Origin of the sequence: Bradyrhizobium sp. SZCCHNS2022, from assembly GCF_032377575.1 — a bacterium.
In the GTDB taxonomy this organism is placed as follows: domain Bacteria; phylum Pseudomonadota; class Alphaproteobacteria; order Rhizobiales; family Xanthobacteraceae; genus Bradyrhizobium; species Bradyrhizobium aeschynomenes.
Window position 1 is genome coordinate 5,320,587 of sequence record NZ_JAUHHZ010000001.1, and the last position, 15,571, is coordinate 5,336,157.

The 15,571-nt window shown below is 67.7% G+C and carries 12 protein-coding genes; 6 read left to right on the top strand and 6 right to left on the bottom strand.

What is annotated here, in order from left to right:
- The first annotated feature begins 125 nt into the window (after positions 1-125).
- The 5 genes from QXZ94_RS23765 to QXZ94_RS23785 all read left to right on the top strand — a co-directional run bounded on the left by QXZ94_RS23765 (position 126) and on the right by QXZ94_RS23785 (position 7,331).
- Positions 126-713, top strand: coding sequence for a PadR family transcriptional regulator (locus tag QXZ94_RS23765; protein WP_315722440.1), 588 nt, complete (start codon positions 126-128; stop codon positions 711-713).
- Positions 714-902: 189 nt separating this feature from the next.
- Entirely contained in the window at positions 903-4,439 is a 3,537-nt protein-coding gene (locus QXZ94_RS23770; protein WP_315722441.1) for a hypothetical protein, read from the top strand.
- A gap of 193 nt (positions 4,440-4,632) precedes the next feature.
- Positions 4,633-5,466: a hypothetical protein gene (locus QXZ94_RS23775; RefSeq protein WP_315722442.1), complete on the top strand. Its 834-nt coding sequence runs from the start codon at positions 4,633-4,635 to the stop codon at positions 5,464-5,466.
- 156 nt (positions 5,467-5,622) lie between these two features.
- Complete coding sequence (locus tag QXZ94_RS23780) at positions 5,623-6,549, top strand: sulfite exporter TauE/SafE family protein (RefSeq protein WP_315726480.1); 927 nt, start codon at positions 5,623-5,625, stop codon at positions 6,547-6,549.
- The gene (locus tag QXZ94_RS23785) at positions 6,546-7,331 is read left to right on the top strand and encodes a TIGR02186 family protein (RefSeq protein WP_315722443.1); all 786 of its coding nucleotides are present in this window, start codon (positions 6,546-6,548) and stop codon (positions 7,329-7,331) included. Before QXZ94_RS23780 ends, QXZ94_RS23785 begins: the two co-directional genes overlap by 4 nt.
- On the opposite strand, the gene QXZ94_RS23790 is transcribed toward QXZ94_RS23785, so the two are convergent.
- Complete coding sequence (locus QXZ94_RS23790; RefSeq protein ID WP_315722444.1) at positions 7,328-8,248, bottom strand: DMT family transporter; 921 nt, start codon at positions 8,246-8,248, stop codon at positions 7,328-7,330. The genes QXZ94_RS23785 and QXZ94_RS23790 overlap by 4 nt on opposite strands.
- Positions 8,249-8,344: 96 nt before the next feature.
- Here QXZ94_RS23790 and QXZ94_RS23795 point away from each other — a divergent pair, with 96 nt between their 5' ends.
- Entirely contained in the window at positions 8,345-9,211 is an 867-nt protein-coding gene (locus QXZ94_RS23795; protein ID WP_315726482.1) for a LysR family transcriptional regulator, read from the top strand.
- A gap of 3 nt (positions 9,212-9,214) precedes the next feature.
- On the opposite strand, the gene QXZ94_RS23800 is transcribed toward QXZ94_RS23795, so the two are convergent.
- The 5 genes from QXZ94_RS23800 to QXZ94_RS23820 form a co-directional block, all read right to left on the bottom strand.
- Positions 9,215-9,604: a hypothetical protein gene (locus QXZ94_RS23800; protein ID WP_315722445.1), complete on the bottom strand. Its 390-nt coding sequence runs from the start codon at positions 9,602-9,604 to the stop codon at positions 9,215-9,217.
- 18 nt (positions 9,605-9,622) lie between these two features.
- Complete coding sequence (pdeM, locus tag QXZ94_RS23805) at positions 9,623-10,276, bottom strand: ligase-associated DNA damage response endonuclease PdeM (protein WP_315726484.1); 654 nt, start codon at positions 10,274-10,276, stop codon at positions 9,623-9,625.
- A gap of 48 nt (positions 10,277-10,324) precedes the next feature.
- Positions 10,325-12,862: a ligase-associated DNA damage response DEXH box helicase gene (locus QXZ94_RS23810; RefSeq protein WP_315722446.1), complete on the bottom strand. Its 2,538-nt coding sequence runs from the start codon at positions 12,860-12,862 to the stop codon at positions 10,325-10,327.
- A 333-nt stretch (positions 12,863-13,195) separates the two neighbouring features.
- Positions 13,196-14,425, bottom strand: coding sequence for an ABC transporter substrate-binding protein (locus tag QXZ94_RS23815; RefSeq protein ID WP_315722447.1), 1,230 nt, complete (start codon positions 14,423-14,425; stop codon positions 13,196-13,198).
- Between the two features lie 117 nt (positions 14,426-14,542).
- Entirely contained in the window at positions 14,543-15,469 is a 927-nt protein-coding gene (locus QXZ94_RS23820) for a class I SAM-dependent DNA methyltransferase (protein WP_315722448.1), read from the bottom strand.
- Between the last annotated feature and the right edge of the window lie 102 nt (positions 15,470-15,571).

The window sequence follows — 15,571 nt, forward strand, 5'->3', positions numbered from 1 at the left end:
CGGGGCGGAACAGGCCAGCACCACAACCACCCCATATGCACATTGACGCATATGCGCCGATGTGCATAATGTCAAGCGTGGAGCGGGGCAAGCAACGATCAGAAAAACGGGAGCAGTTTCCGGCCATGGCCCTCGGCGACGCCATCCTCGCCTGCCTCACTGAACATCCGATGACGGGCTACGAGCTCGCCAAGACGTTCGACTCCTCGATCGGCTTCTTCTGGAAGACGGACCATCAGCAGATCTACCGGGAGCTGTCGCGGCTGCGCGACCGCGGCTACATCCAGGGCCGCGAGGTGGTGCAGACCGGCAAGCCGAACAAGCTCGTCTACACGCTCACGCCAGAGGGCCGCGCTGCATTCCGGAGCTGGGCGGCACGTCCGAGCACGCCGGCTTCAACGAAGGACGATCTTCTCGTTCGGCTCTATGCGCTGGGCGCCGCCGACATCGCGCCGATCCGGGCCGACCTGATGGCGCGGCTCGAGCATCATCGCGATCGCGCCGAGCGCTATGACCGCATCCTCAAGAAGCACTATGCCGAAGGCAGCGTCGCGCCGGCCGACATGGGCAAGCTGCTCAATCTGCGCCTCGGGCTGCGCCACGAGCGGATGGTCGCGGAATGGTGCGAGGAGGCGATCACGGCCTTGTCGGCCATCTCCGGCAGCGGCAGCGTGCGGCCGCTCGATGCCTCGTCGCGGGAAAATGCCGGCTGATGCACGCCGTTCGCCAGGCGCAAAACTTCTGACCGCGCCGGCGGTAAACTTAACCCGTTATTTACCGTAAAAGTCAAAAGTCGGGATCAGTAGCAGGCGAACTGCGCGGATTCCGATCATGCTCGCTTCGGGACGCGTGGGGAGGCTGGAGGCGCTTGGTGGAGCGCTGGAAGCGGAACCGGACGAGACATGAATTCGCGCGTACCGTGGAGTAATGAAGGCATCGACCCGTCCGTCCGCGAGAGGGCCGAGGCCGCGGCGCAACGCGCCGGAATGACGCTGAACGACTGGATCAATTCCACGCTCGGCGCGTCCGCCCCGCCGGATTTCCGCGGCACTCCCGCGCCGCGCACGGCGCCGCCGGTCAACCGCGATGCGCGCGAAGTCGCCGACATTCATCAGCGGCTCGATTCCATCGCCCGCCAGATCGAGCACATGTCGCGGCCCGGAGCGCGCAAGGACGCGCCGCGCGACGAGCAGGGCGTCGCCCGCCAGCTCAATGACGCCATCTCCCGGCTCGACGCCCGCCTGTCGCAGATCTCGACGCCGCTGCCCAAGTCGGCTCCCGAGGAGCGCTATCGCGGTCCCGAAGGCATCGAGCGCGCCGCCGCCCAGCTCTACCGTCCCGCCGCGCCGCTCAGCGCCGGCTCCTTCGACGTCGCCGTCGCAGAGATCAGCGCCCGGCAGAGCGAGCTCGACAATGCCCGCGCGCTGCCGCCGCATCAGGCGCCGCCGACGGCGCCCACGATGGCGCCGGCCGCAGCGCCGTTGATGACACCATCCGGCGCGCCGCAGACCCCGCCGCCGGCTCCCGGCCCGGATTTCTCGCAGCTCGAGCGGCAGCTCCTCAAGATCACCAGCCAGATCGAGTCGCTGCATCGTCCCGACGACGGAATCGAGCAGTCGATCGCGGGCTTCCGCACCGAGCTTGCCGAGATCCGCCTCACCATCACGGAGGCGATGCCACGGCGCGCGATCGAATCGATCGAGAACGAGATCCGCTCGCTGTCCCGGCGCATCGACGAGAACCGCCAGAGCGGCGTCGACGGCCAGGTGCTGGCCGGCATCGAACGGGCGCTGACCGACATCCGCGAGGTGGTCGGCTCGCTGAAGCCTGCCGAGCAGCTCGCCGTCTATGACGAAGCCATTCGCAATCTCGGCGCCAAGCTGGATCTGATCCTGCGAACCAATGACGACCCCGGCACGGTTCAGCAGCTCGAAAATGCCATCACGGCGTTGCGGGCGATCGTGGCCAATGTCGCCTCCAACGATGCCCTGGAACGGCTATCGGACGATCTCAGGCAATTGTCGTCCAAGGTCGACCAGATCACGCAGGCGCGTGACACCCACGACTCGTTCCAGGATTCCTTCGCAGCCCTCGAACAGCGCATCGCCGCGCTGACCTCGACGCTAGAAAACCGCGAGCCGCCGGCGCCGGTGCCCGACAACACCGCCCAGATCGAGGACGCGCTGCGCGGCCTGTCCGACCGGATCGACCGCCTCCAGGTCGGCAATGACGGTTCGTCTGCCATCACCCATCTCGAGCAGCGGATCAGCTATCTGCTCGAGCGGCTGGAAGCCGCCAACGATCCGCGCGGCGGCAACATGTCCCGCGTCGAGGACGGGCTGCAAGATATCCTGCGCTATCTCGAGCGGCAGCAGGCGACGTTCGCCGCGCTGTCCGAGAGCCGGTCGCAGCGCGAGGCGACGCACGACACCGGCCTCGTCGACATGGTCAAGCGCGAGCTGTCCGACATCCGCTTCAGCCAGACCGAGACCGACCGCAACACCCAGGATTCGCTCGAGGCGGTCCACAACACGCTCGGCCACGTCGTCGACCGCCTCGCCATGATCGAGGGCGATCTGCGCAACGTGCGCGCGACGACGAGCCAGCCGGCCGTGCTGCCGCCTCTCGCCCCGCCGATCGAGCCGCCGATGCCGGCTGCCGCACGTGCGCCGGCACCGCAGCCTCCGCACGCCTATGCCGAACCGGTCAGGACGGAGCCTTCGTATCGGCCCGAGCTGCCGAACCCGGCAGCGGCGTCGATGGCGCCGCCGATCGCCCCTCAGGCGTCGGCTCAGCCCCTTGTCCAGCCGGCCTATGCGGCTGCCCCGCGCGACTTCCACGCCGCGGCTGCGCCCGCCGCCACGATCCCGCCGCCGATCCCGCCCAAGGCCATCGCCGACATTCTGGAGCCGCATGCCGCGCAGGCGGCGGCGCGCCCGGCCGCGATCGTCCCCGAGCTGCCGCCGGATCATCCGCTGGAGCCCGGCACGCGCCCGCCCGGCCGGACTGCATCGCCCGCAGAACGGATCGCAGCCTCGGAGGATGCGCTGAGCGAGCTGCCGGCCGGCAAGCGCGAGCCCGTCTCGACATCGAGCTTCATCGCGGCCGCCCGGCGCGCCGCACAGGCCGCCGCCGCCGCACAACCCGTCGACGCCAAGAAGGCGAAGAAGGAGAAGCCCAAGGAAAAGGCCAAGGAGCCGCCGAAGGAGATCGTCAAGGACGCTCCCAAGGAGCCGGCAAAGGCCAAGACCAAGGAGAAGCCGACCATCGCCCTGACCGCCGAAGGCGATGAGGAGGTCTCGACCATCGGCTCGAAGATCCGTTCGCTGCTGGTCGGCGCCAGCGTCGTCGTGATCGTGCTCGGCACCTTCAAATTCGCGATGTCGCTGCTCGACACCGGCAGCACGCCGCCGCCCGTCTCATCGATGGAAACCCAGGGCGATACGCCGCGTGCGCAGATGCCGTCGGCGGCGCCCAGCATGTCGCCGCGACCGACGACGCCGGACCAGAGCGTGCCGTCGCTGACCTCGCCCACCCCGATCGATCGCCAGTCCTACAACAGGGCGATGCCGACGGAGGCGGAGACGATCGCGATGCTCGCGATCCCGCAGGACATCGAGAAGCCGGCGACCGTTCCGGCAGCGACCACGACCGACATCACGGGTACGATTCCGACCGCCGCCAACGGCCAGCGGCTCGGCCTCGTCCAGGTGCCGGCCTCCGAGAAGCTGCCCGACGCGGTCGGCGGACTCACCCTGCGCAGTGCCGCCTTGAGGGGCGATCCGACCGCGGCCTATGAGGTCGGCGTCCGCTTCGCCGAAGGCAAGGGCATCGCGCCGAACTACGAGGAAGCCGCGAAATGGTATGACCGCGCGGCGCAGGCCGGGCTCATTCCGGCCGTGTTCCGTCTCGGCACCTTCTACGAGAAGGGCCTCGGCGTGAAGAAGGACGCCGATATCGCGCGCCGCTACTACGTGGTGGCCGCCGAGCGCGGCAACGCCAAGGCGATGCACAATCTGGCCGTGCTCGACGCCGATGGCGGCGGCAAGGGCGCGAACTACAAGAGCGCCTCGCAATGGTTCCGCAAGGCGGCCGAGCGCGGCGTCGCCGACAGCCAGTTCAATCTGGGCATCCTCTATGCACGGGGCATCGGCGTCGAGCAGAACCTCGCCGAGTCCTACAAATGGTTCACGCTGGCCGCGGCGCAGGGCGATGTCGACGCCGGACGCAAGCGCGACGACGTCGCCAAGCGGCTCGACGCGCAGTCGCTCGCCGCAGCCAGGCTCGCGATCCAGACCTTCACGGTCGAGCCGCAGCCGGACGACGCCGTGAACGTGCCGGCTCCGGCGGGCGGCTGGGACGGCAATCAGGCGATCGCCAAGGCCGCCGCGGCCAAGGCGGCACTGGCCAAGCGGGCGGCCTCGGCGGCACCCCGCTGATCCGACACTTCCGTTCAGGCCCGACCCGAGTGGATGGAGAGGGCGTCACGATCGTGGCGCCCTCTTTGCTGCGAGCCGCAACCGTCGGCGCAAAATCCCGGACGACGCGCGCCCTCACGCCATAGTGTGGCACCGCTGAACGTTATAGGTATCTCACCGGCGTCATTCGGATGCCGCGGAGGAGTGCAGTCGGGTGTCGGGCGCGAACGAGCAGCATGAGGGCATGGGCTTCCGGCACTCGCCGACCGGACCACGCGTGGCGCCCCGGCCGCAGCCAGGCTTCACCCCTGCCCCGCCGCCTCCGCAAGTGCATCGAGGAACTGGCGCGCCGCGGCCGGGATTTCGATGGGGCCGGCTGGGATCGGCCGTCTTCTTCACGATTCTGATGCTGAGCGCGGGCATCCGCGCCTATCGCGACCTGTCGGCACCCGACGCCTGGTCGTTCTGGAAGGACCAGTACGTCTCGCCGAGCCTGTCCTCCACGCTGGTGGCAAATGCGGCTGTTGGGGGTGACCGGGCCGTGCTCGCGGTCAGCGGCCGCATCGGGCCGGCCGCCGCGATCTGGCTGCGCGAGCGGATCAAGGAGTCGCAGCTGAAACCCGGCGACGTGGTTCTGTTGTCCTCCCCCGGCGGCAATCTCGAGCAGGGCTTGCTGATGGGCGAGATCATCCGGGCGCATGGCCTGTCCACCGCCGTCGGCGTGACCGACAAGGGCGGCCGGGTTCGGGCCGGCTTCTGCGCCAGCGCCTGCGTGTTCGCATTCGCGGGAGGCCAGACCCGCTACGGCCTCGACGGATCGGCGCTCGGCGTGCACCGGTTCACCTCGGAGGCGCAAGGCCAAGCTCTGGGGCAAGATGCCGTTGCCGACACCCAGCGCGTGACCGGCGCCATCCTCGGCTACATGACCCGCATGGGCGTATCGTCGCAGGTGATCGAAGCCATGTCGCAGACCCGCGACATCCGCTGGCTCGATCCGGGCGAGGCCGAGACGATGAAGCTGGTCACGACCTCCGTCAAAGCCCTCTGATTGGGCACTACAGGCTGCATGTCACGCCCGGCACGGCCGATGTGAGTTCGCGCGGGAATCGTTGGTCCCTTCGCCGCCGTTTTCGGTTATGCAGGACGAAGCAACCTGCTTCGCATGCGCGGGATGCTCCGGTTGAACGCTCGCAGGGCCGCGCGGATGCAGATCTACCTTCCCATCGCCGACATCCCGGTCAACATCTTCCTGCTGCTGGCGATGGGCGCAGCCGTCGGCTTCGTCTCCGGCATGTTCGGCATCGGCGGCGGCTTCCTGATGACGCCGCTCCTGATCTTCGTCGGCATCACGCCGGCGGTCGCCGTCGCCTCGGTCTCCAGCCACATCGCCGCGTCCTCGTTCTCCGGCGCGCTGTCCTATTGGCGGCGGCGGGCGATCGATCCCTCGCTGGCGCTGGTGCTGATGATCGGCGGCACGCTCGGCACCGCGCTCGGCGTCGCCACCTTCACGCTGCTGCGCTCGCTCGGCCAGCTCGACCTGATGATCGCACTGTCCTATGTCATCCTGCTGACGAGCGTCGGCGGCGTGATGTTCTGGGAAGGCCTGCGCGCGATCATGCGCGCACGGCAGGGCTCTCCACCCACGGTGCGCCGCCCCGGCAGCCATGTCTGGATCCATGGCCTGCCGCTGAAGATGCGCTTCAAGCGCTCCAAGATCTACGTCTCGGTCATCCCGGTGATCGGCATCGGCATCCTCATCGGCTTTCTCGGCGCCGTGATGGGCATCGGCGGCGGCTTCATCCTGGTGCCGCTGCTGATCTATCTGCTGCGGGTGCCGACCTCGACCGTGATCGGTACCTCGATGGTGCTGACGCTCGCCACCATGATGATCGCGACCATGCTGCACGCCATGAGCAACCATCTGGTCGACGCCGTGCTGGCGCTGATCCTGATGGTCGGCGGCGTCACCGGCGCGCAGTTCGGCGCCCGCGCCGGGCAGATGATCCGCGGCGAGCAGTTGCGGCTGCTGCTCGGCTTGCTGATCCTCGCGGTCGGCATCCGCTTCGCGATCGAGCTCGTGATTCGGCCCGAGGACCTGTTCACGATCCGCGAGACGGGAGGCAGTCAATGACCCCTTGCCGCCTCGCTGCCCTCACCCTGACGCTGCTGCTCACCGGCGCGGCCTCGGCGCATGCGGAGCGTCTGATCGTCTCGGTGTCCAATCACCGCGTCACGGTGACGCCGAATTATTCCGGCGAGGAGCTGGTGCTGTTCGGCTCGGTCGAGAAGGACGCACAGACGCCGGCGAGCCGGACCGCCGCCGCCTATGATCTCGTCGTCACCGTGCGCGGGCCGCGCGCCGATATGGTGACACGGCGCAAGGAGCGCAAATTCGGGATCTGGATCAACACCGACTCGCGCCAGTTCCTGAAAGTGCCGGGCTATCTCGCATTGTTCGCCAACCGGCCGTTCGACGCCATGGCCGCGTCCGAGGTGCAGCGCCGCCAGCAGCTCGGGCTCAACAACGTGCTGCTGACTCAGCGCGTCGGCCCTGACTATGCCGACGTGGTGCCGAACGACGCGTTCCGCAGCGCCTTCGTGCGACTGCAGTCGCAGCATGGCCTGTATCGCGAGGACACGTCCGCGGTGACGTTCCTGACGCCCACGCTGTTCCGCACCGGCATTCCCCTGCCCGCGGCGGTGCCGATCGGCACCTATGAGGTCGAGATCAAGCTGCTCGCGGATGGTACGCTCGTCACCAAGACGGAGACCGCGTTCGAAATCGTCAAGGTCGGCTTCGAGCAGTTCGTCGCCACGTCGGCGCGACAGAACGGCTTCGTCTACGGCCTCGTCACGGCCGCGATGGCGCTGATGACCGGATGGATGGCCTCGATCGTGTTCCGAAGGGACTAGGCCGCCGGTGTCCGTGCGGGCGCCCGCGTGACCAGATAGATGCCGATCGCGACCGGGATGACGCCGAGCAGATCCTGCAGCGCGACGTGCTCGCCGAGCACCAGGAAGGCGAAGATCATCGCCAGCGGCGGCATCACGAAATGATAGGCGCTGGCCGCGGTCGCGCCACACACCTTCAGCAGATGGAACCAGAGCACATAGGCCAGGATCGAGCCGCCGAGCACCAGGTAGGCAAAGGCGCCGATGAGCTGCGCATTCAGCACGATCTCGTCGTGAATGCTCAAGCTGCCGAGCGCGACCGGCCACAGCACGAGGCCGGCCGAGAGGTTCTGGATGCCGTTGCCGACCCACAGGCTGCCCTTCGGCGCAAGCTGCTTGAACAGGATGGTGCCGGTGACGATCGAGGCCAGCGCCGCCAGCGTGTAGAGGATGCCTTCGAGCTGGTCGGTGCCGACCGACATGCGGTGCCACACGATCATCGCGACGCCGAGGGTGCCGAGCGCGAGCCCTGCGACCTTGCGAAAGGTGAGCGGTTCGCCCAGCAGCAGCGCGGCGAACACCGCCGTGAACACCGGATTGGCCGAGACGATCAGGCCGCCGAGCCCGGCCGACACCGTCTGCAGCCCGGTGTAGCCGAGGCCGAGATAGAGCGCGTTATTGGCGATGCCGATGATCGCGAACACCGCGGCGTCGCGCCAGCTCATCCGCAGCTCGCCGCGGATCATCGGAATCACAAGGATCAGCACGCCGGCCAGCGAGAACCGCGCCGCGAGCAGCAGCAGCGGCGGACAATAAGTCACGCCGATCTTGCCGGCGACGAAGGCGAAGCTCCACAGCAGGCAGAACAGGCCGATTTCGAGCGGCAGCAGGCTGGACTTCATCGGACTCACGGCAGCCGGAGATGAAACGGACGACATCGGCGGTCTCCTTCACCGCCGATGTAGGGCTGTTCTTCCCCATCTGGAAATTAAATGATAGACTGATACTCAGTGGAATTTCGAATGGCGGCTCCGATGCTCGATCTGGACCTCTTGCGCAGCTTCGTCTCGGTGGTCGAGGCCGGCGGCTTCACCCGCGCCGGCGAGCGCGTCCACCGCACGCAATCGACCGTGAGCCAGCAGATCCGGCGGCTCGAGGAGGATCTCGGCCAGACGCTGCTCAACCGCGACGGCCGCGAGGTCCTCCCGACGGAGGCCGGCGAGCGGCTGTTGTCCTATGCCCGCCGCCTGCTGGCGCTTGCGGAAGAAGCCCGCGACGTGGTGGCCCGGCCGGGTCCGGCCGGCGCGGTGAAGCTCGGGATCCCCGAGGATTTTGCCGCCTACAGGCTCGCCAAGCTGCTCGCCGCGTTCTCGCGCGCTCATCCCGATCTGCGGCTCGACGTCCGTGCCGACCAGAGTCTCAACCTCAAGCGCGACATCGAGCGCGGCGATCTCGATCTCGCGCTGCTCAAGCGCGGGGTCGACGATGCACCCGCGGCGATCGCGGCCTGGCCGGAGCAGGTCCATTGGGTGACCAGCAGGAGCCATCCGGTCGACCTCGACGCCCGCTCGCTGCCGCTGATCGGCTTTCCGCTCGGCTGCCTCTATCGCACCCGCGCGATCCACGCGCTGGAGAGCAAGGGCCGCGCCTGGCACATGGCGTACACGTCGTCGAGCCTCGCCGCGGTCCAGGCTGCCATTGCGGCCGGGATGGGCCTGAGCATTCTCTCCGAGATGTCGGTGCAGTCGGAGCATCGCGTGCTGACGGCGCGCGAGGGCTTTGCGCCGATCGACCGCACCGAGGTCGCGCTGGTGGCATCGCCCGATGCGAGCCCGGCGACGTTGCGGCTGGCCGATCGGCTGGCGGAGTTCTGCGAGAAGGTGCAGGCGAAGGCGGCGTAGTTCTCATCCAGGCGTGACCTCGACGCCGCGTGCAAGGATCCAGCCGGAAAGGCCCAATGACGCGGAGAGCTCGAAGCCGCGGACGCCCTGCGCGGCAAGCACCTGAGCCGCAGTCGTCAAGTCTTCGGCCCACGCTCCCGGGGCGCCGGACAATCGATAGGCCTCGGCGATCTGCGCGCCATAGTCGCTCAGGACGACGTCGACAGCGACCTCTTGCAACGCGTAGATGATGTTGCCGAGAGCATCATGCTCGAAGTGATACCCCTCGACACCGGTGAAGACGACGGAATGCCACGCTTGTTCGGCCTCAGGACGAATGACCAGCTTGATCCGCCGCTCCTCGCAATTTACTTCGTAGGCAACCAGATGACCGTCGTGAAACGAACGCACCATGACGGGTTCACACCTTAACTAATAACACCTCGCCGCAGCGATGCTGTGCAGCCTCGTGTCGCCCAGCACATGCGCGATGAAGGCGCGCTTCGGAAACAGCTTGGCGAACGCCGCGTCGCGCACGCTGAGGCCACCGGCGTAGGCGCCGAACGCCGGCATCACCGCGCACGCGCCGTCGGAGACGAAGCAGCGGCGCTCCAGCGTGCGTGCGCGTGTCGCCACGCGGGCCTTGGGATGCAGATGGCCGGCGATCTCGCCGGGCGCGCCGGTCGGCTCATGGCGGAAGGTGACGGCGCCGAGCGTGATTTCATCGGCGAGCTCGCCGCCGACGCCGCGCGGCGCCGGATCGTGGTTGCCGGTGATCCAAATCCAGTCGCGGCCGACCTGCAGGTTAGCGATGCAGGCGCGGTCGTCGCCGGTCAGGCGGGTATGCGCGTCACGGTCATGAAAGCTGTCACCGAGCGCGATCACGGTGCGGGGATCGTAGTGCGCGATCACGGCTTCGAGCCGGCGCAGGGTCGCGACCGTGTCGAACGGCGGCAGCAGGGTGCCGCGCGACGCGTAACTCGAACCTTTTTCCAGATGCAGATCGGAGACGACGAGCAGACGCTGCTCGTCCCAGACGAGCGCACCGGAGAGATCGACGCGCAGCGCAGTGCCGGCGACGTCCATCATGCCCGATACGCAGACAGTCCCCCGCAAATCCGCCTCGCTTCTCGCCTACCCCATCGCTTCCTTGACGAGTTCCTCGGCGGCCTCCGCCAGGAGCTCGTCGGCGGCCTCGCCATAGACGGATTCGCGGCCGATTTCCAGCATCACCGGCACCGCCAGAGGCGAGACGCGATCGAGCGGGCGATGGGTGATTCGGCCCTCGATCCGCGCCAGCATATCACCGAGACGGCGCAGATCGAGCAGGCCGGTGGCGGCATCGGCGCGCGCGGCGCGCAACAGCATGTGATCGGGCTGATGCCGGCGCAGCACGTCGTAGACGAGATCGGTCGAGAACAGCACCTGCCTGCGGGTCTTCTCCTCTGTCGTCGAGCGCCGCGCGATCAGCCCGGAGATGATCGCGCAGGAGCGGAACGTGCGCTTCATCAGCGCGGATTCATCGAGCCAGGCCTCGAGATCGTCGCCCAGCATGTCCGGATCGAACAGCGCCGCGAGGTCGAGCCGGCCCTGCGAGGTCATCAGCGACATGTCGCCGAGCCCCCACACCGCCAGCGCATATTCGTTGGCGACGAAGCCGAGCGGACGGGCACGCGCCCGCTCCAGCCGCCGCGTCAGCAGCATGCCGAGCGTCTGGTGCGCGAGCCGGCCCTCGAACGGATAGCAGACGAGATAGTGCTTGTTGGAGCGCGGGAAGGTTTCCACCAGCAGCTCACGCTGCGCCGGAATGCGCGAGACGTCCTGCTGCAAGGCCAGCCAATCGCGCACCTGGTCGGGGAGTTGCGACCAGGCGCTGTTGTCGTCGAGCAGGCCGCGCACGCGCTCGGCGAGATAGGTCGAGAGTGGAAACTTGCCGCCCATGTAGGATGGGACTTTGGGATCGGCGTCATTGGCGCGCGACACATAGACCTGATCCTCGGCCAGCGCCTCGTAACGCACGATCTCGCCGCCGAACACGAACGTGTCGCCCTGCGTCAGGCCCTCGATGAAGTACTCCTCGATCTCACCCAGCAGCCGGCCGCCGCGCGCGATCGCGCCGGTGGTGCCCTTAGCCCCGCCCCGCGAGCGCACCAGCCGCACCTTCAGCATCGCCTCCTCGACGATGGTGCCGACGTTCAAGCGGTAGCTCTGCCGCACCTTGGGATTGGCGACGCGCCAGCGCCCTTTCGCATCCTGCTTGATGCGCGCGAAGCGCTCATAGGTCTTCAGCGCGTAGCCGCCCGACGCGACGAAATCGACGACATCGTCGAAATCGGCACGCGACAGCTGCGCATAGGGTGCAGCCGTGATCACCTCGGTGTAGAGCTCGTCGCTTGCGAACGGCTCGCCGCAGGCGCAGCCGAGCACGTGCTGCGCCAGCACGTCCAGCGCGCCGGTGCGCAACGGCGGCGTGTCCTGCGCATTGTCGGCGACGGCGTCGATCGCGACCGAGCATTCCAGCACCTCGAAGCGGTTGGCCGGCACCAGCACCGCGCGCGAGGCCTCGTCGAGCCGGTGATTGGCGCGGCCGATGCGCTGCATCAGCCGCGAGCAGCCTTTGGGCGCGCCGACATTGATGACGAGATCGACATCGCCCCAGTCGACGCCGAGATCGAGCGAAGAGGTGCAGACCACGCCGCGCAGCCTGCCCGCGGCCATCGCGTCCTCGACCTTGCGGCGCTGCGCGACGTCGAGCGAGCCGTGATGCAGGGCGATAGCGAGATTGTCGTCATTGATGCGCCAGAACTCCTGGAACAGCATCTCGGCCTGGCTGCGGGTGTTGACGAACACCAGCGTGGTCTTGTTGGCCTTGATCAGCTCGTACATCTCGGCCAGCGCATGACGCGCGGTGTGGCCGGCCCAGGGAAGGCGCTCGCGCGTGTCGAGCATCTCGACGACAGGCTGCGCGGCACCGCCGGCGATGACGACATCCGCGGCCGCCTCGGCATCAACTGGCTGCGGCACCAGGAAGCGCGCGAGCTGATCTGGCTCGGCCACCGTCGCCGACAGCCCGATCATGCGCATCTCCGGCGCGAGCCGCCACAGCCGCGCCAGCCCGAGCGACAGCAGGTCGCCGCGCTTCGAAGTGACCAGCGCATGCAGCTCGTCGAGCACGACGCGCTTCAGCGAGGAGAACAGAAACGGCGCATCGTCGGAGGCCAGCAGCAGCGCGAGCTGCTCGGGCGTCGTCAGCAGGATGTCCGGCGGGTAGCGGCGCTGGCGCTGCTTGCGCGATGCCGGCGTGTCGCCGGTGCGGGTCTCGACCTTGATCGGCAACCCCATCTCGGAGATCGGCGCGTCGAGGTTGCGGGCAATGTCGACGGCGAGCGCCTTCAGCGGCGAGATGTAGAGCGTGTGCAGGCCGGCGGGACGGGCGACGGATCGCGTCGCTGGCTTTCCGCCCAGTTCGACCAAGGTGGGCAGGAACCCGGCCAGCGTCTTGCCGGCGCCGGTCGGGGCAATCAGCAGCGCCGAGCGTTGCGCGCGCGCCTTGTCCAGCAGCGCCAGCTGATGGGTACGCGGCGCCCAGCCGCGCGCGGCGAACCATCGGGTGACATGGTCCGGCAGCGCGGTGCGGTCGTCGGGTGGGGCTGGTTGGATGCGGGGCGACACCGAGCGAAGGTAGGCAGTCGCTTGCGGTTCGTCGAGGGGCCCGGCCTTGCCATGGAGCGGGCCAGCATGGCGCGCACAAGCAGCGGCGCGCTGCCGATCAAGCCTGCCAAGCCGTCGCCCAACTTGCGGAGTGACGATGCAGCTCTCTCCGCCGGCATTCCGGGGCGTGCGAAGCACGAGCCCGGAATCCATGTCACGACAGAATGCGCGGCTCGATGGATTCCAGGCTCGCCCTGCGGGCGCCCCGGAATGACACCGATTTCGACGCGCCCGGCGCGAACCTCTCGACGGCAGACGCGCGAGCCTTCCACCGTCGCGGGAGGCGTCCGCCGATTACTCCGTCACCGGCTTGTCCGAGATATCCCAGTCCTTGCCGTTGAAGATCGAGATGTAGAGCGTCTTCATCGGCGTGTAGTCGTCCGGCGTGTAGCTGAAATTCACGCCGTCGAGGAAATAGGGGGAGTGGAAGCCGGCGAGCGTGGTGGCATGCTTGAGCACGTTCTCGCGCGTCAGCGTGTCGCCGCAGCGGCGCAGGATCTCCGCCATCGACGCCGCCTGGCCATAGCCGGCATAGGCGATGCTGTTGTCCGGATCGACATTCGGCAGGTACTTGGCGCGCAGGGCCTCGAACGCCTTGACGTCCGGATCGTCCTTCCAGCGCGGCACGCCGGCGTCCTTGGAGTAGCGGATGGCCACGATGTCCTTGGCGTTGTCGAAACCGGCAGCCGACAGGATCGAGCGGCCGGTCGAGCCCGCCGACAGCAATTGCAGCGGCTTCCAGCCGAGTTCGGCGGCCTTGCGGATCGACTGCGAGCTCGCCTTGCCGGTGGAGATGTTATAGAAGACGTCGGCGCCCGACTTCGACAGATTGATCAGCTGCGAGTCCACCGTCGGCTCGGTGAGATCATAGGTCTGCTCCATGATCACCTGCGCCTTGCCGCCGGCGTCGGCCAGCGTCTTCTTGAAGGGACCGAGGAAGTCGCGGCCGAAATCGTCGTTCTGATAGAGGATGCCGATCTTGGCCTCCGGCTTCACGCTCAGCACGTGCTTGGCGAGAATGCGCGCTTCGGTCGGATACAGCGGCAGGCCCGCCATGGTCCATTTGTAGTTCTTCGGGTCGTTCCATTTCGAGGCGCCGGTGTTGAGCATCAGCTGCGGCACGCCCTTGGAATTGAGGTATTTGTGCACGGCCGTCTGCGGCGCGGTGCCGAGCGAGCCGTACAGCGCCAGCACCTCGTCCTGCTCGACGAGGCGTCGCGTCGCCTCGACGCATTTCGGCGCGCTGTAGGCGTCGTCCATCGTCATGAACTTGATCTTGCGCCCGTTGATGCCGCCCTGCTCGTTCAGCATCTGGAAATAGGCCTCGCCGACGCGGCCGAGCACGCCGTACAGCGAGCCGGGGCCGGAATGCGGAATGGTCTGGCCGAGCTTGATCTCGGTGTCGCTGGCGCCGGCGTCGTACTTCTTCTCGGCCGCCCAGACGTAAGGCGAGGCGATGGTCGACGCCCCCAAGGTCGCAAGCGCGGTGGCGCAGAAATCGCGCCGGGTCAGATTCTTCTTCATTTGTTGTCTCTCCCTAGACTGTCCTATCTTTCTGGGATCGGGAGAGCCACGCAAGAGCCAAGTTGCGACCAACCGGCGCAGTGCAATGCGATGCGCGGCCGGTCCTAGCGTGTAGACTCAAGATTTGCCGGCAACGACGGCCAGCCCACGCACGGGCACCTGATCTTCGGTGCGCGGCGATGCCGGATCGAGATGCATCGGCTTCAAACGCGCGCCCGCGATGATACCGCGCAGATATTCCGCGGAATGGGCATAGCGCAGGCCCTTGCCCATGATCACGCCAGCGCCATCATGCGTCTCGACGGTAAAGGCCAGCAGTCCGCCGGGTCTGAGCACACGTTCGATCTCGCGCAGCACCGGCGCGAGATCGCCGACATAGACCATCGCATCGGCGGCGAGGACGAGATCCGCGGACGCGTCCGGCTGCCGCTGCAGGCCCGCCGTCATGTCGTCGACCTCGAGCTCGGCATAGAGACCGGTCGCGCGCGCCTCGGCGATCATGCCGGCGGACAGGTCGATGCCGACGAAGCCGTCGACGTTCTTGGCAAAGGCGGCGGCGCCGAGGCCCGTGCCGCAGCCGAGATCGATGGCGCGCTTGAAATAGGCCGGCTTGCTTTCGGCGGCGCGCACCGCGAGCACGGCCTTGAACAGGATGCTCGGCGCCCGGTAGTTGAGGCGCTCGATCAGCTCGGCTTCGAAGCGCGGCGCGTACTGATCGAACAGCGACTGCACATAGGCCTTCGGCATGTCGGCGAGTGGCGAGGCGCCGAGTTGCATCAGCCGCACGCCGGCACCGTGGCGGTCATCCGGATCGGCGGCAACGGCGTTCTGCAGGGCCGAGATCGCCTTGTCGGTTTCACCGAGTGCCATCCGCATCTTGCCCAGCTCGAACCAGGCCGAGGCGAAATTCGGCGCGACCTCGAGCGCCTGCTCCATCACCTCGGCAGCGGCGACCAGATCGCCCTTCAATTCGAGGTCGCGGGCGAACTCGTAGCGACGGTCGGCGATCAGATCGCCGGAGGACAGGAACAGGCGGTGAGGCATCGGGGAACCATGGTCTGGGCGGCGCTGTCATTCCAGGAGATGGATGCGCGGGTCAAGCCCGCGCATGACGGGCGGAGTGTCGGACCGGCTGAATTTTCCAAC

Bases quoted from the DNA above. Each gene is read 5' to 3' on its own strand.
- QXZ94_RS23800 (WP_315722445.1), bottom strand. From the start codon at position 9,604: ATGGTGCGTTCGTTTCACGACGGTCATCTGGTTGCCTACGAAGTAAAT.
- QXZ94_RS23820 (WP_315722448.1), bottom strand. From the start codon at position 15,469: ATGCCTCACCGCCTGTTCCTGTCCTCCGGCGATCTGATCGCCGACCGT.
- QXZ94_RS23770 (WP_315722441.1), top strand. From the start codon at position 903: ATGAATTCGCGCGTACCGTGGAGTAATGAAGGCATCGACCCGTCCGTC.
- QXZ94_RS23765 (WP_315722440.1), top strand. From the start codon at position 126: ATGGCCCTCGGCGACGCCATCCTCGCCTGCCTCACTGAACATCCGATG.
- pdeM (WP_315726484.1), bottom strand. From the start codon at position 10,276: ATGGACGTCGCCGGCACTGCGCTGCGCGTCGATCTCTCCGGTGCGCTC.
- QXZ94_RS23790 (WP_315722444.1), bottom strand. From the start codon at position 8,248: ATGTCGTCCGTTTCATCTCCGGCTGCCGTGAGTCCGATGAAGTCCAGC.
- QXZ94_RS23815 (WP_315722447.1), bottom strand. From the start codon at position 14,425: ATGAAGAAGAATCTGACCCGGCGCGATTTCTGCGCCACCGCGCTTGCG.
- QXZ94_RS23785 (WP_315722443.1), top strand. From the start codon at position 6,546: ATGACCCCTTGCCGCCTCGCTGCCCTCACCCTGACGCTGCTGCTCACC.
- QXZ94_RS23795 (WP_315726482.1), top strand. From the start codon at position 8,345: ATGCTCGATCTGGACCTCTTGCGCAGCTTCGTCTCGGTGGTCGAGGCC.
- QXZ94_RS23780 (WP_315726480.1), top strand. From the start codon at position 5,623: ATGCAGATCTACCTTCCCATCGCCGACATCCCGGTCAACATCTTCCTG.